The 26,452-nt window shown below is 45.6% G+C and carries 21 protein-coding genes and 1 pseudogene; 10 read left to right on the top strand and 12 right to left on the bottom strand.

Going from position 1 to position 26,452, the window contains the following annotated elements; genetic code table 11:
- Window positions 1-801, top strand: a pseudogene (locus FHW89_RS28295) (PIG-L family deacetylase); the annotation flags it as partial.
- A gap of 310 nt (window positions 802-1,111) precedes the next feature.
- On the opposite strand, the gene ftcD reads toward FHW89_RS28295, so the two are convergent.
- The 5 genes from ftcD to FHW89_RS28270 all read right to left on the bottom strand — a co-directional run bounded on the left by ftcD (window position 1,112) and on the right by FHW89_RS28270 (window position 8,138).
- The gene (ftcD, locus tag FHW89_RS28290; RefSeq protein WP_172338406.1) at window positions 1,112-2,770 is read right to left on the bottom strand and encodes a glutamate formimidoyltransferase; all 1,659 of its coding nucleotides are present in this window, start codon (window positions 2,768-2,770) and stop codon (window positions 1,112-1,114) included.
- 169 nt (window positions 2,771-2,939) lie between these two features.
- The gene (gene hutI, locus FHW89_RS28285; RefSeq protein ID WP_172338405.1) at window positions 2,940-4,160 is read right to left on the bottom strand and encodes an imidazolonepropionase; all 1,221 of its coding nucleotides are present in this window, start codon (window positions 4,158-4,160) and stop codon (window positions 2,940-2,942) included.
- A 265-nt stretch (window positions 4,161-4,425) separates the two neighbouring features.
- A complete protein-coding gene (hutU, locus tag FHW89_RS28280) occupies window positions 4,426-6,099 on the bottom strand; it encodes a urocanate hydratase (RefSeq protein ID WP_172338404.1) in 1,674 nt (557 codons plus the stop codon).
- The gene (gene hutH, locus FHW89_RS28275) at window positions 6,077-7,636 is read right to left on the bottom strand and encodes a histidine ammonia-lyase (RefSeq protein WP_172338403.1); all 1,560 of its coding nucleotides are present in this window, start codon (window positions 7,634-7,636) and stop codon (window positions 6,077-6,079) included. Before hutH ends, hutU begins: the two co-directional genes overlap by 23 nt.
- Window positions 7,629-8,138 (bottom strand): MarR family winged helix-turn-helix transcriptional regulator, encoded by a 510-nt coding sequence (locus FHW89_RS28270; protein WP_172338402.1) that lies wholly within the window; start codon window positions 8,136-8,138, stop codon window positions 7,629-7,631. The genes hutH and FHW89_RS28270 overlap by 8 nt, the downstream gene beginning before the upstream one ends.
- Window positions 8,139-8,471: 333 nt before the next feature.
- Here FHW89_RS28270 and FHW89_RS28265 point away from each other — a divergent pair, with 333 nt between their 5' ends.
- Window positions 8,472-10,343 carry a patatin-like phospholipase family protein gene (locus FHW89_RS28265; protein WP_172338401.1) on the top strand — a complete coding sequence of 624 codons (1,872 nt, stop codon included), beginning with the start codon at window positions 8,472-8,474 and terminating at the stop codon, window positions 10,341-10,343.
- A gap of 70 nt (window positions 10,344-10,413) precedes the next feature.
- Window positions 10,414-11,175 carry a hypothetical protein gene (locus FHW89_RS28260; protein WP_172338400.1) on the top strand — a complete coding sequence of 254 codons (762 nt, stop codon included), beginning with the start codon at window positions 10,414-10,416 and terminating at the stop codon, window positions 11,173-11,175.
- 2 nt (window positions 11,176-11,177) lie between these two features.
- Here FHW89_RS28260 and FHW89_RS28255 read toward each other — a convergent pair whose 3' ends face one another.
- Complete coding sequence (locus FHW89_RS28255; protein WP_172338399.1) at window positions 11,178-11,690, bottom strand: YdeI/OmpD-associated family protein; 513 nt, start codon at window positions 11,688-11,690, stop codon at window positions 11,178-11,180.
- A gap of 174 nt (window positions 11,691-11,864) precedes the next feature.
- On the opposite strand from FHW89_RS28255, the gene FHW89_RS28250 reads away from it, so the two are divergent.
- Window positions 11,865-12,293 carry a nuclear transport factor 2 family protein gene (locus FHW89_RS28250; RefSeq protein WP_172338398.1) on the top strand — a complete coding sequence of 143 codons (429 nt, stop codon included), beginning with the start codon at window positions 11,865-11,867 and terminating at the stop codon, window positions 12,291-12,293.
- Between the two features lie 145 nt (window positions 12,294-12,438).
- Window positions 12,439-12,867: a nuclear transport factor 2 family protein gene (locus FHW89_RS28245; RefSeq protein ID WP_172338397.1), complete on the top strand. Its 429-nt coding sequence runs from the start codon at window positions 12,439-12,441 to the stop codon at window positions 12,865-12,867.
- A 54-nt stretch (window positions 12,868-12,921) separates the two neighbouring features.
- On the opposite strand, the gene FHW89_RS28240 is transcribed toward FHW89_RS28245, so the two are convergent.
- The 3 genes from FHW89_RS28240 to FHW89_RS28230 form a co-directional block, all read right to left on the bottom strand.
- Complete coding sequence (locus FHW89_RS28240) at window positions 12,922-13,584, bottom strand: GDSL-type esterase/lipase family protein (protein WP_172338396.1); 663 nt, start codon at window positions 13,582-13,584, stop codon at window positions 12,922-12,924.
- Between the two features lie 66 nt (window positions 13,585-13,650).
- Complete coding sequence (locus tag FHW89_RS28235) at window positions 13,651-14,145, bottom strand: cytidine deaminase (RefSeq protein WP_172338395.1); 495 nt, start codon at window positions 14,143-14,145, stop codon at window positions 13,651-13,653.
- Window positions 14,146-15,010: 865 nt separating this feature from the next.
- Entirely contained in the window at window positions 15,011-16,906 is a 1,896-nt protein-coding gene (locus FHW89_RS28230; protein ID WP_172338394.1) for a DNA topoisomerase IV subunit B, read from the bottom strand.
- Between the two features lie 369 nt (window positions 16,907-17,275).
- Between FHW89_RS28230 and FHW89_RS28225 the strand changes: the two genes are divergently transcribed.
- On the top strand, window positions 17,276-17,503 hold the full coding sequence (locus tag FHW89_RS28225; protein WP_172338393.1) for a hypothetical protein: 228 nt from the start codon (window positions 17,276-17,278) through the stop codon (window positions 17,501-17,503).
- A gap of 279 nt (window positions 17,504-17,782) precedes the next feature.
- Here the strand turns inward: FHW89_RS28225 and FHW89_RS28220 are convergent, their stop codons facing one another.
- The gene (locus tag FHW89_RS28220; RefSeq protein ID WP_172338392.1) at window positions 17,783-18,472 is read right to left on the bottom strand and encodes a hypothetical protein; all 690 of its coding nucleotides are present in this window, start codon (window positions 18,470-18,472) and stop codon (window positions 17,783-17,785) included.
- Between the two features lie 292 nt (window positions 18,473-18,764).
- Here FHW89_RS28220 and FHW89_RS28215 point away from each other — a divergent pair, with 292 nt between their 5' ends.
- A complete protein-coding gene (locus FHW89_RS28215) occupies window positions 18,765-19,055 on the top strand; it encodes a GNAT family N-acetyltransferase (protein WP_172338391.1) in 291 nt (96 codons plus the stop codon).
- 149 nt (window positions 19,056-19,204) lie between these two features.
- On the opposite strand, the gene FHW89_RS28210 is transcribed toward FHW89_RS28215, so the two are convergent.
- Both FHW89_RS28210 and FHW89_RS28205 read right to left on the bottom strand, forming a co-directional pair.
- Entirely contained in the window at window positions 19,205-19,972 is a 768-nt protein-coding gene (locus tag FHW89_RS28210) for an SDR family NAD(P)-dependent oxidoreductase (RefSeq protein ID WP_172338390.1), read from the bottom strand.
- A 223-nt stretch (window positions 19,973-20,195) separates the two neighbouring features.
- Complete coding sequence (locus FHW89_RS28205; protein WP_172338389.1) at window positions 20,196-21,911, bottom strand: IlvD/Edd family dehydratase; 1,716 nt, start codon at window positions 21,909-21,911, stop codon at window positions 20,196-20,198.
- Between the two features lie 342 nt (window positions 21,912-22,253).
- Here FHW89_RS28205 and FHW89_RS28200 point away from each other — a divergent pair, with 342 nt between their 5' ends.
- The 3 genes from FHW89_RS28200 to FHW89_RS28190 all read left to right on the top strand — a co-directional run bounded on the left by FHW89_RS28200 (window position 22,254) and on the right by FHW89_RS28190 (window position 25,701).
- Complete coding sequence (locus tag FHW89_RS28200) at window positions 22,254-22,859, top strand: DUF1684 domain-containing protein (RefSeq protein ID WP_253952340.1); 606 nt, start codon at window positions 22,254-22,256, stop codon at window positions 22,857-22,859.
- A 2-nt stretch (window positions 22,860-22,861) separates the two neighbouring features.
- Window positions 22,862-23,308, top strand: coding sequence for a hypothetical protein (locus FHW89_RS28195; RefSeq protein ID WP_172338388.1), 447 nt, complete (start codon window positions 22,862-22,864; stop codon window positions 23,306-23,308).
- 218 nt (window positions 23,309-23,526) lie between these two features.
- A complete protein-coding gene (locus tag FHW89_RS28190) occupies window positions 23,527-25,701 on the top strand; it encodes a carbohydrate binding family 9 domain-containing protein (RefSeq protein ID WP_216650712.1) in 2,175 nt (724 codons plus the stop codon).
- Window positions 25,702-26,452 lie beyond the last annotated feature (751 nt).

Below are 26,452 nucleotides of genomic sequence, written 5' to 3'. Positions count from 1 at the left end.
GGAGGTACTTTTATCCGTTTGGTGGATCAGGGGCATGATGTGCATGTGGCTTATCAAACTTCGGGTAATACCGCCGTATGGGATGATGATGTATTACGTTACATGGAGTTTGCTATTGATTTTACCAACAGCATCGGTGAAGACAGTGGTCATCTGCATCAGTTATACGAAGAGATGCGGGCTTTTTTTCCGAATAAACAACCTAACCAGATCGATACCCAGGAGATCCGCAACGTAAAAGGCTTCATCCGTAAAACAGAAGCTATCTCGGGTGCCCGTTACGCGGGTTTACAGGACGATCATATCCATTTTATGGCTTTGCCTTTTTATGAAACCGGCAAGACCAAGAAAAACGCGGTGGGCGAGGAAGACATTCTTTTAACCATCGAACTTTTACAAAAAGTAAAGCCGCAGCAGATCTTTGCTGCCGGTGATTTTGCTGATCCGAATGGTACACACCTCGTATGTTTCAACATTATCCTGGCTGCTTTGGCGAGGTTAAAAGGTAAAGAGGCCTGGGTGGATGATTGCTGGTTGTGGATGTACCGCGGTGCATGGCACGAGTTTGAAACCTACGAAATTGAAATGGCTGTGCCTCTTTCACCTCAGGAGGTGATCCGTAAGCGTAACGCCATATTTAAACATCAATCACAAAAAGATCGTCCCGTTTTCCCGGGTGATGATGCAAGAGAATTCTGGGTAAGGGCTGAGGACCGTACCCGTGACACTGCCCAGCGTTATGACCGTCTCGGATTGGCTGAATATGAAGCTATGGAGGCGTTTGTGAGATACCGCTTTTAGAGTGGTCGATAGTCTATAGACGATGGTCAATGGATTTTTATAATAATAAAACGGCGATAGGTTAACACTTATCGCCGTTTTTGCTTCTTACTAAATATGAAAAACACGCGTGATTGCGAGGAGGAACGACGTGGCAATTCCCTACTTACAGAGCGGCTCTACAAATCGGGGATTATTAATATTGTTAATTGTCTTTTAAAGGAATTAATGAGCTCCCTCTGGTCGGTTGGCCACGCTGCGCTCGCAATGACGTCTTTTTTAGTTAGTTTTATGATCTATCGACCATCGACTATGAACTTCTACCTTCCCTCTACAACCCTATCTTCCCATTCACCAACTCAATAACCTCAGCTTCGAGGGCAATTGCCTTTTGTTCAATAGCATTACCTTTTGCAATTATATCAGTCACAAAATCCTTATCCTTATAGCTCGAGGCATTGATCTTTACATTCATAAAAGCGCCTAAAACAGCGGTACGGGCGCAAAGGGCAGCCACACCGGCATCGGTTACCGAGTTAGGGTTACCCATCTCCACCATCGCCTTGATCACTTCCATGCTGTTCAGAGCAACTTGCATTACTTTAAACGGAACCTCAATAGCGTATCTCGTTGCATCCTGTATCGCTTTATCCCTGGCTGTTTTTTCTTCAGGAGTTGATTTGGGTAAGCCGAAAGATTCCATAATGCGATTAAACGCGGTAGTATCCAAGTCAACCAGGCGGATCAGTTCGTCTTTATAAACCTGCGCTTTTTCGGCCCAGTTACTGAATTCTTCCCAACGATCATCCCAGCCTTTTTTGTGCGAGCTCAGGTTAGCCACCATTCCCGCCAGCGAAGCGCCTAAAGACCCCACGTAGGCCGAAATAGAACCTCCACCCGGGGCCGGGCTTTCACTGGCTGTTTCATCAGCAAACTCTGCCAGGCTCATGCTCACCAGCTTGCTGGCGGTCTTATCTTTCAACAGGTATTCAATAATACGCTCTTCGGGGATAAAAGGCCCAAGTTCACCCAATCCCATTGATTTGATCGCGATCCGGATCAATTCCTTTTCGCTTACCCCTACCGAGCGCTTTTGCTTCCGCAGAAAATATTTGCCTGCATCCAGCATAGCTTTTAAAGGAATCAGTCCCACCAATTCGCTGCCTGTAACCCGGATGCCTCGTGCGTGGGCTTTATCACAAACTTCATCAAAGGCTTTATGTACCGGAGTTACCTCGATATTGGTCAAGTTCATGGAGATCTGCGCAATGCCGTACTCCTCAATGTACCAACCAATAGCTTTTACCGATTTTAATGTACCAGGGACATTTTTAGGCTTTCCATGCTCGTCATTTACCGTACGGCCAGCCTCGCGTACATCAAAAGCAATGGCATTGGCTCTGCGGGTGGAGGTGGTATTCAGGTTTACATTATAAGCTACCAGGAAATCACGCGCGCCAATTACGGTAGCACCGCGTTTTACGTCGTTCTCCGCCGGACCAAAATCCGGGGCCCATTCCGGCAGTTTGATTTTCTTAAAAAAGCCTTCATATTCACCCGCCCTTATCACCGACAAATTGCTGCGACTTTTATTGGGCTGTGCCTGCTCATACAAATAAACCGGAATCTGCAACTCTTTACCAACCCGTTTAGCCAGCTGGCGTGCATATTCTGCCGTTTCTTCCATGCTAATATTACTGATGGGTATCAGCGGACAAACATCCGTAGCACCCATCCTGGGATGCTCGCCTTTTTGTTTGCTCATATCTATCAGCTCTCCTGCTTTTTTTATGGCGAGAAAGGCAGCCTGTATCACTTTCTCCGGTTCGCCTACAAAGGTTACCACGGTTCGGTTAGTGGCCTTGCCGGGATCGACATTCAACAGGCGTACGCCTTCAACAGACTCTACCTCATTGGTGATCTGTTTTATAATATCAAGATTTACACCCTCGCTAAAATTCGGAACGCATTCTATTAATTTCTGGCTCATTGATTTATTAGTTTATTTGTTCATTGGTTGATATATTTTTTAGTTCCCCTCTTGAGAGGGGGTGCGAAGGAGAGTGAAATGGCGGGGTGTGTTCTTCGTCTGACGTACAGAAACACACCCCTCCACCCCTCTCAAGAGGGGAATCGCACAATCCCCTACTTTTTATCTTTTATATACCTGATACCCATACCTTACCCGGCTTCAGTTTACCCTGGTGATATAGTATCTCCCGGTAATCATTACATGGATAAGCCTGCATATCGGCCAGTTTATTGGGGGCTAAAATACCACGATCATTTAATTTTAGCGCCGATGCCGCTCTGAAAGTTAAACCTGCAAATACTTCGGCAGCACATAGCTTTTCGGCAGCACCCATTACTGCTGCCTGCATCAGCAGATCGCCCATGGGGGCCGAGCCTGGGTTCCAGTCGCTGGCAATGGCCAAACAGGCTCCGGCATCCAGCAACTTGCGAGCGGGCGCATAAGCCATCCCCAATCCTAAAGAGGCACCAGGTAAAATTACCGCTACGGTATCAGATTTAGCCAGCATATTGATCTCCCGGTCTGTACTGGCTTCCAGATGATCGGCCGAGGCTGCTCTTGCCTGAATAGCCACCTCACTACCGCCGGTAGTAAACTGGTCGGCATGCACAGTTACTTCAAAACCTATTTGTTTGGCTTTGGCCAGATAATTCAGCGCATCGCTGGTGCTAAAAGCGCTTTCTTCAATAAATATATCTATCCGGTTTGTTAAACGTTGCTGCTTAATAACGGGTAGCAGATTCTGTAAAATATGGTTCAGGTATTCCTGGTGCGTGCCATCAAAATCTTTAGGCAACATGTGTGCCGCGAGGCAGGTTGACACCAGGCTGGCACGCGTTTTATCCGCAGCGGCTTTGATCGCCCTTAACTGTTTTAGCTCGCCATCAATACTTAAACCGTAGCCACTTTTTACTTCGATGGTGGTAACCCCTTCAGCCAAGTGGCGTTGTACCCGGCTTAGCAGTAAGCTAGTTAATGTAGCCTCATCAGCAACCCGGGTTTGTGTAACCGAATCCCAGATACCGCCACCTGCTTTGGCTATTTCCAGGTAGGTTTTACCCGCGGTGCGCAAGGCGTAATCCTTTGCCCGGCTACCCGCGAAACAGATGTGCGTATGGCAATCCACAAAGCCAGGTAACAATACATGCCCGCCGGTAATTTCTTCAGTTGGTACCGATGGATTAACCGATCTTAGTTTTTCAAAGTCATCAACAGCCACAATCAATCCATCATCAACCAGCACGCCTCCATTTGGAATGATTTGCAGCTGTTCATCCTTCAGAGCACCTTTTAACGGGAGTCCAGTTAATGGTAATATTTGTGTGAACGGACCTATTAGTTTTTTCATGTTGTTATCTTTTTACCACCTCGTCATTGCGAGGCACGAAGCAATCCCTACTTAAGCAGGCCGATCCTGCAAACTCTAAACCGTTCTATTCACTCTGTATAGCATAGAGACTGTTTCGTACCTCACAATGACGCTTTTTATTCTTCATGGTTTTATCAGACTTACGAAGTTTTAAAACGGTGAAACCTTCAATGAATCCATTGGAAAACAAATTACACTGAATTAAACTTCGTAAGTCTTTTTCCCAATGACCTAATGACCACCCTTACCACACCTTCAATCCAAATTTATCTGCCCATTCCTGCGCTTTATCATAGCCGGCATCGGCATGTCGGAAGATGCCCATCGCAGGGTCGTTATGCAATACACGTTTCAGGCAGGTGGCCGCGCGTTCGGTACCATCGGCCAAAACAACCATGCCTGCATGCTGCGAATAACCCATACCTACGCCGCCACCATGATGGAATGATATCCAGGTGGCTCCCCCTGCCGCGTTGGCCATCAGGTTGAGCAATGGCCAGTCGGATACAGCGTCCGATCCATCTTTCATGGCCTCGGTTTCCCGGTTGGGCGATGCTACCGAACCGCAATCCAGATGGTCGCGACCAATCACAATAGGGCCTTTTACTTTGCCCGTTTTCACCAGTTCGTTAAACAGCAATCCCGCTTTTTCCCTGTCGCCAAGACCCAGCCAGCAAATACGTGCCGGCAAACCCTGGAACGAGATCTTTTCCTGCGCGTTTTTAAGCCATTTAATGAGTGGTTTATCTTCGGGGAATAGTTCCATCAAAGCCCTGTCGGTTGTATAAATATCTTCCGGATCACCAGATAAGGCTACCCACCTAAAGGGTCCTTTACCTTCGCAAAACAGCGGACGGATATAGGCGGGGGTAAATCCCGGGAAGTTAAACGCGTTGGGTTCGCCACCCTGTTTGGCAAACTCGCGCAGGTTGTTGCCATAATCAAAAGTAACCGCACCTTTACTTTGCAATTGTAACATCAGGCTCACATGGCGCGCCATGCTTTTTAGTGATAAACGCTTGTACCCGGCTTCATCACTTTTACGTAAAGCAGCAGCCTCTGTTAACGATAATCCATTGGGAATATATCCGTTCAAAGGGTCATGCGCCGATGTCTGGTCAGTCAAGACATCGGGAATAATATTATCTTTTAACAAACGCTCCAACAGATCGCCTGCATCACTCACCAGCCCAACGGAAAGTGTTTCTTTTTTAGCGATCGCTTCCTTTACCCAGGCAATGGCCTCATCGTAGGAATGGGTAATCCTGTAGATATATTGCGTATCTACCCGTTTTTGAATACGCGACGCGTCTACATCAGCACCTAAAAAAACACCACCCGCCATAGTAGCGGCCAATGGCTGAGCGCCACCCATGCCACCTAAACCTGCACTTACGATGAGTTTGCCGGTGAGGTCGCCGTTAAAATGCTGATTACCGCACTCTACAAAAGTTTCATAAGTGCCCTGTAAAATACCCTGTGTACCTATGTAGATCCAGCTACCGGCCGTCATCTGGCCGTACATCATGAGGCCTTTGGCCCGTAGTTCATTAAAATGCTCCCAGTTGGCCCAGGCAGGTACCAGATTGCTGTTGGCTATCAGTACGCGGGGCGCTTCGGGGTGACTACGGATAATCCCTACCGGCTTGCCCGATTGGATCAGCAGGGAATGATGCTCATCCAGTTCCAAAAGCAATTCAATTATTTTCCGGAGCGATTCCGGGTTACGGGCCGCCTGACCGATGCCGCCATATACTACCAATTCATCTGGATTTTCGGCTACCTGACCATCTAAATTATTAAGCAGCATACGTAATGGCGCTTCTGTTTGCCAGCTTTTGGCGTGCAGCTGCATACCACGCGGCGCCTTGTACACCGGGTGGTTGGCATAAGTTTTAATAAATTCCGAACTCGTCATGGCTGAGATTGATATGGTGATGAATAGCTGTTTCGTTAGCAATTGCCAGCAAAGAGCCGTTAGTGATCAGTTGATGTAAATTATGGATATCTGTAGCAAAAACACGATCATCCTGTATATGGAGCACATGCTGCCTTACCAGGTTATGAATCGCCTCGATAACCGGCGTTGATTTTAATGGCCGTCTGAAATCAACGGCCTGCGCAGCATACAGCAGTTCAATGGCCTGTATATATTCCAGGTTATCAATTACCTGGTGCAATTTGCGCCCGCTGATAGAGCCCATGGAAACGTGATCCTCCTGGCCCAGGGAAGTAGGCACACTATCGGCACTGGCCGGAAAACACAGGGTTTTATTTTCGGTGACCAGCGCCGCAGTGGTATATTGGGGTATCATTAAACCTGAATTTAAACCGGCATCCTGCGTAAGCAATTTAGGCAGACCGTAACGGCCCTCGCTCATCAAATAACAGCGGCGATCAGCAATATTGCCCAACTCGGCAGCGGCAACGGTGGCATAATCCAGCGGCAAAGCCAATGGTTGTCCGTGGAAATTACCACCACTGATGGTGTCATCGGCATTAAAAATTACCGGGTTATCTGTTACCGAATTGAGTTCGATCTCCGTGAGTTCTTTCAGATGCAGCCAGGCATTGCGTGATGCGCCATGCACCTGCGGCATACATCTTAAGGAGTATGGATCCTGCACCCTATCGCAATTTACATGCGAGGAGTTGATCTCTGATCCTGTGAGTAAAGTAAACAATCTGTCGGCTACTACTTTTGTACCTTTAAAGGGACGGATAGCATGTAATCGTGCGTCAAAGGGTCTTGCCGAACCCATTAGGCCTTCTAATGATAAAGCACCGATCAGATCAGCACGGTTCAGGGCATCATCCAGGCGCTGCACGGCTTTTACCGCAAAGGCCAGTATAAATTGGGTACCGTTAATGAGTGCGAGACCTTCTTTAGGACCTAACACCAGGGGCAGCAGATTGTGTTTTTTTAATAAATCTCCGGCAGGCGCGCGCTGGTCGTTCTCGTACACCTCACCTAAACCAATCAGGGGTAAAAATAGGTGCGACAGCGGGGCCAGATCGCCGGATGCCCCTACCGATCCTTTTTCGGGAACTACAGGAATGATATCATGGTCGATATGCCAGATGATGCGCTGTAATGTTTCGGGAGCCACACCGGAATAGCCCTGCGCCAATGCCTGCACCTTGGTGATCAGCATGAGTTTGGCTATCTCCTGCGGGATGGGCTTACCTACGCCTACGCTATGGCTCTTGAGGATATTACTTTGCAGCAAACTGGTATCAGCTTCGGATATGCGGGTATCGCACAGCGGACCAAAGCCGGTGTTGATACCATAAACCGGGTGCTGGGCATGCACAATTTTTTCAACCTCGCGCCAGGAAGCACGGATGGCTTTATCGGCATCAGCATTAATAATGCCTTTGGTTTTGCCAGCGGCTATATCCAGGCAAATGCCTATAGTTAAATGATCGGTACCATAATTAAATATGCTATTCATGGTGGGTTGTTTTTAGATCGGTAATTAATTTCTGACTGATCACTTCGGCCAGGTTAGCCTGGCGAAAAGCCGTTTCCAGTCCGGTTATGGCCGGGAGTAATTGTTTGGCCTGTTCATCGCTTTCCACCAGTTCGGTCATAGCGGCACTGATGGCATCCCACATGGGTAATATCTGCGCTAACAGCTCGCGCCCGCTATCAGTCAAGGTTACCAATTGACGGCGACCATCATCGGCACAGGTAGCCGAAGTAACCAGTTTACGACTCTTTAAATTGGTAATGAGCTGACTGGCGGCCGGGTGCGAAACCTCGATCTGCTCGCTCAATTCTTTGATTGACAGGGCTTCATTTTTAGATAACAGATAAAAAACAGGGAACCAACTGGCATCAAAATCAATCCCCTCATTTTGGTAAGCGCGATTAATTTCGGCCAGAAATGCCTCACTCAACCTGCGTAAGCGACTGCCCAGGGCCAGGTAACCCAGGCTTTGATATAAATTCATAGTGCAATTTATATAAGTGCTTATATAATTGCAAATTTTATTTTCATGGGCCCCTTTTGGAGAGTAAATGATTGACATTTCCTAAAAGGGTGTCATGCTGAGCCCGTCGAAGCATAGTGGGCAGACCTCTGCGTTCGACCCTTCGACGGAGCCCAGGATGACAGCCCCACTTTTTGTGATATTATTGATGTATTATGCCAATCATAGGCCATTACCCTTTGGAGAGGGTTTGGGTGAGGCGAATACGTGATATCCCCCTTCAAATAAGGTATTTTTACGTATGTTGAAATCTCTTTTATTGCCTAATTTTACCTCAACCAAACCCTTTATTCCATGACAAATGCCCCTCCCGTTCAATTAGCCGAGAACAAGCTCGAGGTTGATTGCATCAAGCCTTTTGAAAACATAGCATTGGCATTTTCGGGTGGTGGCTTCAGAGCAGCTTCATTTGCATTGGGTGTACTGTCATATCTGAATAAGGTGACTTTTGACGATGATACCGCCGGTCTTCATGGCCAAACACTTTTGCAGCAGGTGCGTTACCTGTCATCAGCATCGGGTGGAACAATTACTACTACGCTGTACGCATTATACAATGCACAGGGTAAAAATTTCGGACAATTTTACACCAAACTATTTACCGGTCTTAACGGCGACAATTTGTTGCGGCAATCATTAGAGATACTGGCCGATAAAAAACAGTGGAAAAACCGGCCTCAAAAAACCCGTAACATCATCAATTCTTTCGCGCTTGCCTATGACCAATATCTGTTTGACGGCTTAACGCTGGAATCACTCTATCATGGTACATCGCCAACGGCCCACCTGCAGGAGGTTTGCTTCAACGCCACCGAATTTTATACCGGGCAATCTTTTCGGCAGAATATCAAACTGGTGCCGGACCAGGGAGCCGATGAAAAGTTTAAATATGGTAACGAGGTGATTTATGTAGACAATACGGTTGCAGGTAAAATAAAACTGGGCGATGTGCTGGCCGCGTCATCCTGTTTTCCGGCTGGATTTGAGCCTATTATTTACCCAAATGATTTTACGCATCAGCAATTAAATATCCACGACCTGAAAAACGCCCTGTCGCTGGTACCACAAACCGGCGACAAGGAGGAAACCGAGTTTATAAACCACAAACAATTTGGCTTGATGGATGGTGGCATTACCGATAACCAGGGCCTGCAAAGTATGATGGAGGCCGACGGCCGCAGGCTCGACAAAAAAACCAGTTTCCCGCACTTTGACCTGATGCTCGTGAACGATGTGGGTAGCCATTATATACACCCCTATGTATTACCCAAAATATCAAAAGGTTATGAATTAAACCTTTGGGGCGTTTTTTATATCACACTCGGTATTTTACTCGCCGCTTTAACAGGGGTTTGGTATGGGATAAGTCATCATAGCACTCCGTGGATAATTGCCGGCGCCTTATTTATACCTATCCCTTTTATATGGGTATCTGGTGTATTATATGTAAGGCACCAGTTATTCAGCGTATCAAAGGCTTCAGCGGGGATGAATTTAAAGCGCAATTTTACCGAACAGATCATCCATATATTGGTGAGTTTTTTTTCCAAAACATCCATCAGTCTCCTTGTACATATGCTCAACACACGTGCACAATCTGTACTGATGCTCAATACCAGCATATTTTTAAAGCGCATCAGGCAGTTACTTTATGATAAATTTTATGGTAGCACCCAATGGAACAACCGCGGTAAAGGCAACCACGTTTATGACTTGTCATTCTCAAACGATATAAACCGAGGCCAAGGCAACAGCCAGTATATGACCACGCCATCATACCTTAACCCCAGTACCGATATGCAGGTGGTGTCGCAAACGGCTTATAATATGGGCACCACCCTATGGTTCGATAAAAAATCGACCGAGCAGCAGTATACAGAGGCCTCCCTGATAGCTTGCGGTCAATTTACCACCTGTTATAACCTGTTGGAATATATCGACCGGCTGCTGGATAAAAATACCGGTACTCCCTATGACGATAAATACGAAAACCGCCTGCTCAAACTCAAAGCCCAGATGACCGCGGATTACGAGCACTTTAAAACTGACCCGTTTTTTCTGTACAATACTTCAGGAACCGATTATCAGATGCCCAACTTTAAACCTATCAAAATGATGGACATCCCGTTTCCGAAAAACTGGAAGGAGAAAAAACAGGATCAATAAAGATTGATCAAAACAGGAGTTGTAAGTTGAAGATAAGTATACATCACCATTGTTATTAAAGCCTGACCTTATGCCAAAAGATGAACCAAAAGAAGTGGATAACGCTACCGACAAAACCAGCAAACCACTTATTTCCAACACGGTAAGCGCCTGGATAGGGATTGTTACTTCGGTAATTACTATTGTACTTACCATTTATACCACATCGAACAAAGTTCGTCTGGACCAGCTCGAAACAGATTTTAAGGACCGATCTACAAAGGTTGAAGAATCAAAGGAACGGGTTGAGCGCTACAAATGGGTTTATAGTCTTTATAACGATTTGAATGATGTTGATAAGCGAAAAAAGAACTTTACTGTTGGGTTAATCACACTCGCGTTAACTGATGTGGAATCAAAAAAGCTTTTTTCGGCCCTCCAAACCTCAGGCGATACTGTATTACAGAGCGTGGGCCAAAGCGGATTAAAAGCTTTAAAGGCAATAGGTAATGAAGATATAGCCGCCCTGATATCCAAGATCGACACTTCAAGCTCCCCCGACAGGATAAAAGCCGTGGGCGAGCTCGAAAATAAGTATGCCTCATCCCCGCCTGCCATCACCATGGTATTAAACCTGTACAACCCGGATAATATAACAACGCTTTCGCCGGATGGTATTATTAACGGGCTATATTATTTAAACCGTACCAATATAAAAGTTTGGAATAAGCAGCAAATTAAACAAGGGCAGGACGCTGCTGTTAGAATAGCAGCCTTAAACCCTGGCAAAAACACCAATAAAGAGCTGGCTAATTTCAAGGCATTCTTAGCGCTTGCTGCAACAGGGCAATAGAATTATTCCCTTGCGTTTTTCAAGGCTCTTAACATTTCTGGATAGCCATGGTGGCGCAGCAAGGCTTCTATGGTATTGGCTATGCGGTTGGCACGCGTATTTTCGGTTTTGGCGCCGTTGATCCATTTAATAAAATAGTCGCGATGGCCTTGCGCAAGGGTAAAAAAGAATTCCGCGGCTTCGGGTTCAAAATCAAAACACTCCTGCAAATCAGCCGGAACTTCCACTTTATAATCAAGATCTGGCTCAAGCTGTACCCGTAACATAGCGCCCCGGTGTTTACGCAAACCTTTACATATTTCCCTTTTCAGGGCCATAATAAAATTACCATCGCCCATGGGCATCAGGGCCATGCCGGCAATGGGCATCTCGTCTAATTTACCTTTTACCCTGAATGATTTTTTATTACCCGGCTTCATCTGCTGGGCCAGATCAGCCGGAATTTCAATATAGGTCCAGCCGGTTTTTTCGCCCTGTTCTGCAAATTGCAAAATAATGGTAGTAAAATCAATCATAGCAGGGTTTAAGGGAGTTTCCGTTAACAGGAATCTAAAAAAACCAGTAAAATATTAAATTTATGTTAAATCCACAAAAATTTTTACATATTCTGTAACGTAAGGCATAGTACCGATGTCTTATGGATATAAAAACAATTAATAACAATAAAAACAACCTTAAACAGCAATACAATGAAAACTTTAAAATCAATATTATTAGGCTTAACTTTATTAGTAGTAGCCACCGTTGCCAAAGCAAACACTTATACTGAAGGCGAAAATTTAACAAAAAATTATGCCATCAGCACCTATATCGACGCCATGACCCATGGTAAGTTAAAAGGCCTGAGTGAAGTGATCGACCAGGATGCTAAATTCAGCATGTTACGCGGTAAAACCGTTTTGAACTTTAGCAAAGACGAGATGATTCAATCATTAAACGCATCTAAAGGTACCGAGCAAACCTGCACCACTACTACATCGGTAGTTGAAAGCAACGAAGCTATTGCAGTTATCAAAGTTGATATGCAATATGAAGGCTTTACCCGCAGTAACTTTGTAACTGTATCAAACACCGGCAAAGGCTGGAAAATCACTAACGTATACAGCGTTTTTAAATAAGAGTTTAGTTTTAGTTTAGTGTTAATATGTAAGTAGAGAGCCCCGCCCAGCGGGGCTTTTTATTTTTCTTGATTTTTATTGTAACGTATTGAAAATTAATGTTGTCTTATAGATATAATTTAAATATAACCAACACCAACACAATATGAAAACCTTAAAATCAATACTATTGGGGCTTACACTACTGGTAGTAGGCAGCGCCGCGAAAGCTATCCCCTATAATGACGGCGATAATTTAACCAAAACCTTTGCTATAAACACTTATGTTGATGCCATGACCCGCGGTAAACTACAGGGACTAAACGATGTGGTTGACCAAAATGCCAAGTTCAGCCTGTTGAGCGGTAAAAAGATCATCACCTTTACCCGCGATGAAATATTTCAATCCTTAAAACTCAATAAGAATGTAGAACAGGATTGTACCACCAGTACTACCATTATTCAAAGCAACTCCGATATCACCGTAGTAAAAGTTGATATGCAGTACGAAAGATTTGTACGAAGCAATTATGTAACCATTGCTAATACCGGCAAGGGATGGAAGATCACCAACGTATACAGCGTTTTTAAATAGCTTGGTTTAGTGTAATAGTTCAAGTAGAAAAGAGCCCCGCCCGTCGGGGCCTTTTTATTTTACCATAGGCTGCAAAACCGATTGCCACTTATCATACCCCTTTGCATTCAGGTGCAGATAATCTCCCTTGAACAAGCTGGAATCGGGCGCTGTAGTACCCGGCTTATAAATTACCGTAACCAGATCAACAAAGTGGCTGTTGGGTTTATTTTTCAGATACGTTTTTATCAGTTCATTAGCATCTGCCACGGTTGCATAATATTTGGCCCGCACCGGACTTGGCTTTATCGACAGATAATAGATCTCCGTTTTAGGTAATTTTTGGTGCAGCAGGGGCCATAGCTTAGCAAACTCCTGGGCCACAAACGGGGCGGATTTACCAGCGGCAATATCATTTTCTCCAGCATAAATAAATATTTTGCGTGGCTCATAGGGGAACAGAATATACGGAGTATAATAATCAACCAATTGCTCCAGGGTTGAGCCACCTACGCCCCGTTTAATAATAGGCTTACCGGCAAAACGCTGCTCCAGATCGCTCCATAAACGGATGGATGAACTGCCAATAAACAGTAGGCCACCCGGCTTAGGGAAGCTCAAACTATCCTGGTGCTTAAATGCCCGGATCTCATTATCAAACGGAAAACCCTGCTGTGCGGATACTTTAGTAATGAAAGCACAGCCAATTAAAAACAAAAATAATTTCAGTTTCATCATGCTAAGATAAGTCTAAAGTCCTGAGTCCAAAGTCTACGGTCAGATTTTTAGACTTAAAACTTTTGACTATTGGCTTGATATCAATCGTTCCTCAAAAAACAAAAATGGTAATTGGTTCTCAATGCCTTTAATTATCCATACCGGGCCGCCCTCCACAAATAATAAAATTTTAATGGCTTTGTTTTGCTTTTTTTCCACTTCGGCCAGTACCTGCAGGCATGAGCCACAGGATGTTACCGGTTTGGTGAGCATAAATTCATCTGTTTGAGCAGTAACCGCCATAGCTACAACCGGATCGTCGGGATGATTGGCGCCCCAATAAAACAGGGCCACACGCTCGGCACAAAGGCCCGACGGGTATGCCACGTTTTCCTGGTTGCTGCCATAGATGATCTTACCGCTTTGTAAACGCAGGGCTGCCCCTACCCGGAACTTTGAATATGGTGAATGTGAGTTCTTTAATGCTTCGGTTGCCTCCAGGCACAACTCGTAGTCGGCGATGGGCAGTTCTTTCAATGAATCATACTCATCAAAAGCTATTTTTATTTCATGATTGGTCATAAATATTAGTCCCGAAAAAAAGCGGGGGAAACAAGATAAGGATTTTTTGACAGGATTAAAAGATTTAATAGGATTTATTAGATTTCATTTACCTGGTCTATTCTTCCAAAAACTTTTTAAACCTTAGATTTTAACAAATTTTTGCTCAAAAACGGGGTAAAATGGCCTCAAAATTTATTAAAAAACCTCATTTTAACATTTTCTAACAAATTCTGACACCGTTTTGAGCCGTTTTTTAAACTTTAAAAAGTATTAATTTATTGACTATCAAATAACTACACAATAAACAGTTGTTTTTTTGCCCTGTTTTGGCCTTAACTAAACAGCCCGGCTTCCTCAAAAAGAGAAAGCCGGGCTGTTGTTTATATAAATATACGAAGTTTTAAAGCAATATGCAAGGTCATGCCACAAGCAAGACTGATGATTAACCTGTCCCGAGGGATCCTGAAACAAGTTCAGGATGACCTATCAGTCAGCTTGCGTCCTTCTATAAACCCCTTCCTCCCCTTCCCGAGGGAAGGAATCACACGGGCCTCTACTTTTAATCTTCGCTATTTCCAGTTCCCTCCCTCGGGAGGGGTGTTGTTGGTATGCGCGCGATGGCAGGGAGGGGTTTCTGCGCGATGCAAGTTTACGTGCTGCATAAACCCTCCCCTTCCCGAGGGAAGGAATCGCACGAGGCTTGGGCTTTTAAGCAGGGTGTCATGCTGAGTTCCGTCGAAGCGTGGTGGGTAGGCCTCTGCGCTCTACCCTTCGACGGAGCTCAGGATGACAGCCCTCTTTTGTGTGAAGTGCATAAAAAAAGAGACGCATGTGATGCGTCTCTACATAAAATCCTGTAATCAGATAAATTCGTTTAATCGTGTCATACCGCTACGGGCAGGGCCAGGGTTTCAGCTTCTTCGGCTATCAGCGGGTTGATGCTTTCATCGTCTTTTTCAACGCGCAGGTTGTTTACGATGTGCATTTGGCGGGTTGGGGTATTTTTACCCATAAAATATTCCAGCAAGCCCTTGATGTTGGCATCTTTCAGGATCACGGGATCAAGACGGATATCCTTGCCGATAAACAGGCCAAATTCCTCGGGCGATATCTCACCCAAACCTTTAAAGCGAGTTATCTCGGGTTTATTGCCCAGTTTGGCAATGGCATTGCGGCGTTCCTCGTCGCTGTAGCAGTAAATGGTTTCTTTTTTATTACGTACCCTAAACAGCGGGGTTTGCAATATGGATACGTGACCAGCTTTTACCAGGTCGGGGAAAAATTGCAAAAAAAAGGTCATCAGCAGCAGGCGGATGTGCATACCATCCACATCGGCATCGGTAGCAATCACAATATTGTTATAACGCAGGCCGTCAATACCGTCCTCAATATTCAGGGCGTGTTGCAGCAGGTTAAACTCTTCGTTTTCGTAAACCACCTTTTTGGTGAGCCCGTAGCAGTTGAGCGGTTTACCTTTTAGGCTGAATACGGCCTGGGTTTGCACATCGCGCGATTTGGTGATGGATCCGCTGGCCGAGTCGCCTTCGGTGATGAATAGTGTGGTATCCTGGCGGCGTTCATGCGTATCTTCAAAGTGCAGTTTACAATCGCGCAGTTTACGGTTATGTAAGGATGCTTTTTTGGCGCGCTCGTTGGCCAGTTTTTTGATGCCGGCAATATCCTTACGTTCGCGTTCCGATTGGAGGATGCGTTTCAGCAATCCATCGGCAGCCGCAGGGTTTTTATGCAGGTAATTATCGAGCTCCTTTTTTACAAAGTCATTGATAAATCCGCGCACCGATGGCCCATCCGGACCAATATTTTGCGAGCCCAGCTTGGTTTTGGTTTGCGACTCAAATACAGGCTCCTGTACCTTAATGGCGATAGCCGCAACAATAGAGGCGCGGATATCTGCCGCGTCATATTCTTTTTTATAGTACTCGCGCACGGTTTTCACCACCGCCTCGCGAAAGGCTGCCTGGTGCGTGCCTCCCTGGGTGGTATTCTGTCCGTTCACAAAGGAGTAATATTCCTCGCCATAAGCCTGACCGTGGGTCATGGCTATCTCAATGTCTTCGCCTTTGAGATGAATGATGGGATAGCGAAGCGTTTCCACATCGGTATTGCGGGTAAGCAGGTCATACAGTCCGCGCTCCGAAAAATATTTTTGTCCGTTAAAATTGATGGTTAAGCCCGAGTTGAGGAACACGTAGTTCCAGATCATACTTTCCACAAACTCCGGTATAAAGCGGTAGTGACGGAAAATGCTATCATCGGGTGTAAAATTAATGGCGGTACCGTTGCGTTGCGTGGTTTCCTTTTCGGCCTCGTCACGTACCAGTTCGCCTTTGGCAAATTCGGCCAGTTTGGTGCGGTTATCACGGTACGATTGTACAATGAATACGTTGGACAGGGCGTTAACCGCCTTGGTACCCACACCATTTAAACCTACCGATTTCTGGAAGGCCTTGCTGTCATACTTACCACCGGTATTGATCTTGGATACGCAATCGATCACTTTTCCTAAAGGTATACCGCGGCCATAATCACGTACAGATACTTTATGATCGCTCATGTTTACCTCAATGGTTTTGCCCGATCCCATCACAAACTCATCTATCGAGTTGTCGATGATCTCCTTAAGCAATACGTATACACCATCGTCATAAGCCGAGCCATCACCCAGTTTACCAATATACATACCGGGGCGTAAACGGATGTGTTCTTTCCAATCCAGCGAGCGGATACTATCTTCACTATAATTAACTGCGTCTGCCATTTATAAAGTATCTTTTTTAAATCCCGGTGCAGAAAATGCACCCATTTGCAAAAATATAGTTTAAGCGCCGAACTTATCACTCAAAACTGTCAACTTATCAACATTTATCGCCATCATGCCGAACATAATGAAGCATCCGTTATACAACAAGCATGCAGAAGCAGATGCTTCGTTCCTCAGCATGACAAAATGATATTAACATTTACCATTGCCAGCCCATGCTAAATGGTCAAGATGAACCTTGGCAGCAGCTCTGCAAATCCTTATATTAGGCTATCAGGTTTGCTTTTGTATAAGTTGTAATGCTCCAAACATTCGCCTTCCTGTTAAAAAACGTTTTCACAATCATCTAATCTAAAAAAACAAAAAATGAAACATCTTAAAGAAAAACTGCCGGAGTTGGGTATTAGCAAAGTACTAACCAGAGAGCACATGAGGGATATGAAAGGAGGGATATTAGCACAACTTGTCTGTTCATGTTTAAGTGGTGGTGGATTTTCGCCAAAACCAGGGTTATCAGAGGCTCAGATTGATCAGTTAACCGCACACTATTGCCCGGGGCAGAGTACCAGCTACTGCGCTACTATCGACGTTTAGTAAGTTTCAAAACATCAAACCTTTTCCGTTTCTGGGTTTAGTGTGACTAATTATTTGATCGATATTTTTTGATATTGGTTATTTGTCCTTCTACTTGCACTCGTTTATCATATGCACAGGTAGAAGGATTTGTCATGCTGAACGTATTGAAGCATCTGGTATACAACAAGCATAGTGAAGAAGATCCTTCGTTCCTCAGGATGACAAAATGATATTAATTTTTGTTGACCATTCTTATGTCAAAGTCGATTCTGGAGTGTTGGAAATTAAACTTCACCTTTACATTTTAAACTTGAGGCTGTTGCTGGCCTTATCGATATTTTTAAAAAACTCGGGGTCTTTTTCGTTAGCGAAGCATACCATTAAAATAATACCGGTGTGGCTGCGCAGCAGCGTGATCATTAAGGCATATTTATAATGCTTGGTGGCGGGCAGATCGAGCAGGTTAAGCAGGTATGATTTGCCGGCATCGGCATTGTAACGATCGAGCACATTTTGCGGCATGTAGCGTATAAAATAGTTATTATCGCCAGTAAAGGCTATAGCATGTGCCTTACCCATATCTACATATAAAGAATCCGGATTGGCCAAAGGGCCACGCTTATCATTTTGCGACCGTTCATAGCTCACCCAGTTTTCTTTTTGTGATTTTACCTGGAACCAAACTTCAAACCCTTTCCCCGGCATTTCCATAGCATAATCAAAAGAAAAATCTTCATTGTTGGTGGCTGGTATTTCTTTAAAGCCTTTGGGGAAAGTGAACGTAGCATTGGCCTGTGCCAAAAGCTGTAAAAACTCTTTTAATTGTTGGCTTCCCTGTACCGCTGGCTTAGCCAGTGCAGGTACCGGCTTCTTTTTAATATTGGTTTTAGTACGCGGATGAACAGTTTGTGCCCAGCCGTTTGCCACAAAAAACAAAAGTGCAAGCTGCAATAATATGTGCTTATTTTGTCTTACAATAGCTCTCATTTTCTGGGAAGGTCCGAATTGCTTTAAGGTATTGTTATAAATATAGAAATACAAATCAAAACTAATTAAAAATTTAAAGAAATGAACAACTTGCTAAAGCCTTTTAGTTTTTGCTCAGACCTAACGTAGCAAACGTTTTTTTGACTTTTTTATTGAATAACGCATGAAATATTATCCAGTAAAGTTGTTTATTATTACATCATTAACCTTTGTTCACAAACATTACCTTAGATGAAACAAGGGTGTTTATGTTACCAAACAATACGACATATTTAAATAATACTCAACAAACATGAAGTACGAAGATATTCCATTGATCAATAACGAAGCTATTCATCACTTTGAACTCACTGTTGATGGTACCACTTCTTATATTGATTACAAGCTAAGAGGAGACGTAATATACCTGATCCACACTGAAGTACCCGAAGAAATGGAAGGCCAGGGCATTGCCGCGGCGCTGGTGGAAAAAGCATTTGTGTACATGGAGCAGCATAACCTGAAGATGGTGCCCTTGTGCGCCTATATACAAGCCTACCTGAAACGCCATCCCGAATGGACCAAACTAAGAGCAGTATTTTAATTAATTAGTGAATTATTGATTTAGTGAATTGTACCAGTGAGCGAATTATTGAATTAAAAAATTGGCACCTCATTTAAAAAATAAGAATTAATAATTCAAGCATTCAAAAATTAATCCCTCACTAATTCACTAAATCAATAATTCACTAATTAATAGGGTGACGTGCTCACGGCCGACCAGCCGCCATCTACTATAATATTTTGCCCGGTGATTTGTGTGGCCTGCGGCGATACCAGGAACAGTACGGCATTGGCCACATCCTGCACGGTACCTGGCCTGCCCATGGGCGTAATGCGCGACCAGGTATCCTGGTAACCGGTATCTTCCATGGTGCGCTCGGTTAAGGTGGCGCCCGGGGCCACGGTATTTACGGTGATATGATAGGGCGAAAGCTCCACCACCAGACTTTTGGCCAGCATTTCGAGCCCGGCTTTGGTCATGCCGTATGCGGCCAGATCCTGATGCGCCTGATGCCCCGTTACTGATGACATGAACAGGATGCTTCCACCGCTTTTTTGTTTGATGATTTGCCGGGCCGTACGTTGCGCCAGAAAAAAACTGCCCTGCAAATTCAGGTTCATGACACTTTGCAACGACGGTTCCGGATAATCCAGAAAACTGCCAAACAGGGTAATGCCCGCGTTGGCTATGGCTATGGTAAGTTTGCCAAACTGCTGTACCGCGGTATCAACCATTTGCTGTATAAAATCAATATCGGCAGCATCACCGGCCAGATCGATACAATTGCCGCCAAGCCTGTTGATAGCTTCGGCAGCATTCGCGGCCAGCTCCTGATTCACATCGTTGATCAGAACGGCGGCCCCTTGCAGGGATATTTGTTTGGCAATTTCAAAACCTATACCCTGCCCTGCCCCTGTTACAATGGCTACCTGTCCGGTAAAATTATTTGCTGTCATATTTTTGATTATCAATCAATTCCTATTTTCAGTTCCCCCTCTTGAGAAGAGTGGGAGCGCACTTAGGCCTCTCTGCTCATTGACTCACCCGGTCATCACTTCGTTTGCCACCCTCTCTTCGCCTGCGGCGGAAAGAGGGAATTTTCTTTTCCTGTATTATAACTCGATCATTAGTTAATTCCTCCCCAATCACTAATTCACTAAATCATTAATTCAATAATTATTAGTGAGAGTCTCGCACTACCTCGCTGCCCGAGCCGCCTTTTAAAAAGTCGAAATCGGCGCCAAGGTGGGCTTGCTCCACATGGGTTTGGTAGAGGTGAACATAACCCCTTTTGGCTATGTTGGTGTGCAGCACCAGCCGCTCTTTACGGGCGGCAATTTCCTGGTCGCTTACCTCAAGATGTAAAGTACCGGCGTACACATCCAGGCTGATGATATCGCCATCCTGCACAATAGCCAGTGTGCCGCCGACTGCGGCTTCGGGCGATACATGCAGTACTACCGTACCAAAACCAGTGCCGCTCATGCGGCCGTCGGATATGCGCACCATATCGCGCACGCCTTTATCCAATAGTTTTTTGGGGATGGCCATATTGCCCACCTCGGGCATACCCGGGTAACCTTTGGGGCCAACATTTTTAAGCACAAGTACATTGGTTTCATCCACCTCCAGTTTGGGGTCGTTGATCTTATTCTTATAGTCTTCGATATCTTCAAATACGATAGCCCTACCGGTGTGGATCATCAGTTCGGTACTTGCTGCCGATGGTTTCATGACCGCCCCGTTCTCGCACAGGTTACCCTTCAGCACCACAATACCAGCCACCTCATTAAATGGTTTTTTCCAGCTGGCAATCATTTCGCGGTTAAAGCATTCGGCGTGTTCGTAGTTGTCTTTGATGGGTTTACCGGTAACGGTTATGGTATCGCCATGTAAAACCTCATGCAGCTCTTTCATGAGGGCGGGCAGGCCGCCGGCATAATAAAAATCCTCCATAAAATATTTGCCAGACGGCTGCAGGTTGGCCAACAGCGGAATACGTTTGGCTGTAGTATTAAAATCGTCCATGCTCAGATCAACCCCGATGCGAGCGGCGATGGCGAGCAGATGGATAATAAAATTGGTGGAACCACCGATGGCCGCGTTTACGCTGATGGCATTTTCAAAGGCCTTGCGGGTAAGTACATCTGATAATTTCAGATCTTCCCGAACCATTTCCACAATGCGGTTGCCCGACAAATGGGCCAGCGCTTTACGACGGGAATCAGCCGCTGGTATCGCAGCGTTTTCGGCCAATGATAGCCCCAGCGACTCCACCATACAAGCCATAGTTGATGCCGTACCCATTACCGCGCAATGCCCCCGGCTGCGGGCCATACAGGCCTCGGCAGTGTACAGCTCTTCATCACTCATATGACCGGCACGATGATCTTCAGAAAAGCGCCAGATGTCGGACGTGCCGATGTCGTGCCCGCGGTATTTGCCGGTAAGCATGGCTCCGCCCGATACGACGATGGTGGGGATATCTACACTACAGGCGCCCATGACAAGCGCGGGCGTGGTTTTATCGCAACCGCAAAGCAACACCACGCCATCAAGCGGATTGGCGCGGATGGATTCTTCCACATCCATGCTTACCAGATTGCGGTACAGCATGGCTGTAGGTTTGATAAGTGTTTCGCCAAGTGACATCACCGGGAACTCCACCGGGTAACCACCGGCTTCATAAATACCATTTTTTACAGATTCAGCCAGTTCACGAAAATGGGCATTGCAGGGTGTAAGCTCCGACCAGGTATTGCAAATGCCTATAACCGGTTTACCCTGCAACTGATGCGCCGGGATGCCCTGGTTTTTCATCCAGGCCCGGTAAATAAAACCATCCTTGCCTGTTTTGCCAAACCAGCCCCTGCTTCTTAGCGGTTTACTATCCATAAGTATAATTGGTGTATTGAAGATTCAATAAAGCAAATATAAATTTCTGTAAATCGTTTTAGGCAGAGGGGAAATAAAATTATTTTGAGGGGGGGAGCCTCACCCCAGCCCTCCCCAAAGGAGAGGGGGTAAAAAAACTATTTTGTCATGCTGAACGAAAGTGAAGCATCTGTTATTGAACTTTTCGCTTGTACAATAGATCCTTCGTTCCTCAGGATGACAGAAAATAAAAGCCCCCTCTATGCGCGAAGCGGAGAGAGGGGTGACAAGCGCAGCGATGTCGGGGTAAGTCGATACTCTTGCTTTGCTTTTTTACCTATATTGGCTCAAACTTTACCCCTTATGAAAAAGTACTTCTTCATCCTGCTGATGATAAGCGGCATTAACGCTTTTGGACAAGATTTTAAAACACAGATAGCCGATTACCGCAAAGGCTATATGGATGATTTCCTGAAAGACCCGCGCTCGCCCCTGAAAAAAGATGATCTACAGTTTCTACGTTTTTATGATGCCGATAGTACTTACCACGTTACCGCCCAAGCCTCGGTGCTGGTCAACGCGCAGGCTTTTATCATGCCGGTATTCAGCGGCACCGGTAGCGAATATGTACCTTATGCCGTGTTAAAATTCACCCTCAAGGGCAAGCCCCTGGAACTAACGGTGTTCAAGAGCACAAGATTATCCAAAATTCCGGGATACACCGATTACCTTTTCCTGCCTTTTATTGACGATACCAATGGCACAACCACCTACGGCGGCGGGCGTTACATCGACCTGCGTACAGGTGATTTTAAAGATGGCAGCGTAGTGATCGATTTCAACAAGGCTTATAACCCCTACTGTGCCTTTAGCTCCGGCTATTCCTGCCCCAAACCACCTGATGGCAACCGCCTGGCTCTTACTGTGGAAGCCGGGGAAAAATTGTTTGGTAAAGAGGTGAAGCATTGAGTATGATACGATCATTAAGCCTTATCTTTTGTTTGGTTATAAGCCAACTGGCTTTTGGGCAAAAAAAGCAACACGTCCGTTTTCCACCTCCGGTTATTGAATTCCCGTTTACCCCGGCATGTGACCTTCCTGATAATAAAAATGAGTTGGTATATACCCGGTTTGTTTACACCAGCAGAGGAGATATGCAGCCGGAAGAAAAGACATGTAAAAATATAATCGCTAATCTGTATTTCCCCCCCAACGTTTTTCTTGACCCCAAATACTCCAGGTATTTTAAAAAGACGCCAACACAAAAACGAAAGAGAGATTTAATTATAGATGCCATTGGTGTATTTGAAGATGATCAATGGGGTATTGAACATGGCATTGGCGATCTGGGAAATAATAAATACCGGTTTATTGTAAAAATAGTTCTAAATATCGAACCGGCTTATTCCGGAAAATAATTAATCAACGTTTCTAAATTCAACATATCAGGATTAATAATCCGTATGAAAGCCCTTCTCTAAATAAAAAATTTACTTATATTCACGCTTTCAAAACAAGTGTTACTCTTACACTAATAATAAACCTGTTTACCGAAAACCAATATGACAAAAATGTTGCCTGTGTTTGATAGCTGTAGCACTAAATCGATTAATCAACATCATCAAAGGCAAACATTTTGAATATCACCCACCCTTTATCACAAGTAAAATTGTTCATGCTGATGGCGTTTTGCCTCTTTGCTTTTACGGCATCGGCACAAAAAAAGAATGCCGCTTATCAGTACCATATCCGCAGAGCTACCGGCCCTATTGTTATTGACGGTATGATGGATGATGCCTGGTATAAAACCGACTCCACCAGTCGTTTTTTTATGGTGCTGCCCATGGATACCAGCAAGGCCACCCTGCAAACCCAGGTGCGGATGACCTATGATAATAACAACATCTACATTATCGCTACCTGCTATACCAGCGGTCCCGGGCAATACATGGTGGAATCCATGAAGCGGGATTTCGCCTTTCTGAAAAACGACAATTTTATATTTTTCCTTGATCCTTTTGATGCCCGCACCGATGGCTTTAGCTTTGGCGCCAACGCCGCCGGGGGCCAATGGGACGGTACCATGTACGAAGGCGGCAAGGTGGATCTGAGCTGGGACAATAAATGGGTATCGGTAGTAAAAAATTATCCTGATCGCTGGGTGTTTGAAGCGGCCATCCCCTTTAAAAGCATCCGGTATAAAAAAGGCACGGATGTATGGGGCATCAATTTTAGTCGTAACGATCTTAAAACTACCGAAAAATCAGCCTGGGCACCCGTGCCGCGGCAATTCCCGACAGCTTCATTGGCCTATACCGGGTCACTGGTGTGGGACGAGCCACCGCCGGAAGCTGGTACCAATATTTCCCTCATCCCTTATTTGCTGGGCGGTGTATCCAAAGATTACCAGGCCAAAACGGGTACAGCCTGGAAAAAGGAAATAGGCGGCGATGCTAAGATCGGTCTGACCTCGTCACTTAACCTCGACCTTACCGTGAACCCCGATTTTTCGCAAGTAGATGTGGATCAACAGGTGGTTAACCTGAACCGGTACGAACTGTTTTTCCCCGAAAAGCGCCAGTTTTTTCTGGAGAACGGCGACCTGTTTGCCAACTTTGGCTACTCTGATATCCGGCCATTTTTTTCGCGCCGTATCGGGTTGAATGCCCCTATCCGCTTTGGCACCCGGCTTACAGGTAAACTGGATAAGGACTGGCGCGTAGGCCTCATGGATATACAAACCGGCGAGGCAGACGCGGCAGCCATGCCCGCCCAAAATTATGGTGTACTTACCCTGCAACGGCGTGTGTTTGCCCGCTCCAACATCGGCTTTATGTTTATCAATAAAGATGCTACGGGCACGGCTACGCCAGGCACGCAGTACAACCGTAACGTGGGGATGGAGTTTAACCTGGCATCGTCGAATAACTTGCTCACGGGTAAACTACTCGGCATCAAATCATTTACACCGGGATTGAAAGGGCATGACCTGGTGCTTGCCGGTCACCTCCAATACCTTAGTAAATACTGGACGGCTTATTTGCAGGATGAATTTGTGGGCAAAAACTACACTGCCGGGGTAGGCTATGTACCGCGGACGGGCTATAACAAGATCAGTCCGCTGTTGCTGCGTAATTTCTTTCCAAAATCTGGCGGGATATTGAGTCATGGCGTGCAGCTGGTATCCAACTATTATTTCGATGAAAGCTTTAAGCGTACCGATAATGAGAGTACGCTCTCCTACCTCATCACCCTGCGTAACCGCAGTACGTTTACGCTATCGGCCATTAACGATTATATCAAACTGCTGGTACCCTTTGATCCTACCAATACCGGCAAACCCCAGTTACCCATCGGTACCGAAAACCATTGGAACACCATCGACGCGCAGTTTGTATCCAAGCCACAGGCCTTGTTCACCTACCTCGCCGAAACCGCTTACGGGGGCTATTATCAAAACGGTCATAAAACTACCGTTACCATGCAGGTGGGTTACCGCTTTCAGCCTTATGTCAACATTGCGGTCAACAGTTCTTTTAACGATCTGCGGATGCCCGAACCTTATGGCAATACCAGCTTCTGGCTCATCGGTCCGCGTACCGATATTACGGTGAGCAACAAGCTTTACTTTACCACGTACATACAATACAACGGGCAGATCCGTAATATCAATACCAATATCCGTATGCAATGGCGCTACAAACCAGCATCCGACTTTTTTATTGTTTACGGCGATAACAATACACCATCACCTTTTATGGTCAAGAACCGGCAGTTGGTGGTGAAATGGACGTATTGGTGTAATTTGTAGGGAGGATAATCACCTCTCGCAGTCGCTCGGCTCCAGCCGAGTGACGATTATTTTCAGGCCTCTGGCCTGCGATTTAAATATAGCCTTGTTTTCGCAGCGGCCGGAGGCCGGGTAATGATGACCACTCGGCAGGAGCCCACAGGTGTTGGGAAGACGGAAAAAGAGAGGAAGACAGTGCGATTCCCCTCTTGAGAGGGGTGGAGGGGTGTGTCCTTCCGCTTCATGAACACACCCCTGCCACTGCACAAGTCTACACACCCCCTCTCAAGAGGGGAGCTTGATCGATAACATTATCTCTTCCCAACACCTGTGGGCAGGAGCCGAGCGACGGCGAAGAATTATATTTTCTTCCACTCAGCGGGTAAGCTTCGGGCGAAAGCAGATAGAACGATGATGGAGTGTGGGGAGATGGGACATAGCAAGTTTTTGCTGAAGCGTAGGAAAATGTGCGAACGAAGTGGGGCAAAATAATTGCAGTCCGTGGTTCTATCGGCTTTGCAGTGCGAAGGCTTTGTGCGGCAAAGAAGCATTTCCGCTGAAGCCTTTTTGGTTACTTTTGTGGCGACAAAAGTAACTGGCCCTCCCGTGGCCAAGAGCGGGTATACGTCCGGTAATGCGGCCCTGTGTAGCTTAGAGATTGCTTCGTTCCTCGCAATTGTAAGGGTTAGGTAATTCGGTAACAGAATTAGCTATTATTTTTTGTTGTTTAGGGCGACCATATCGATAGGTTTCTTTCCGCCGATACCTTGGT

This window comes from Mucilaginibacter sp. SG564, assembly GCF_013149275.1.
Taxonomy (GTDB): Bacteria; Bacteroidota; Bacteroidia; order Sphingobacteriales; family Sphingobacteriaceae; genus Mucilaginibacter.
Note: the sequence above shows the minus strand (reverse complement) of the source record. Positions and strands in the feature narration are given on the sequence as shown.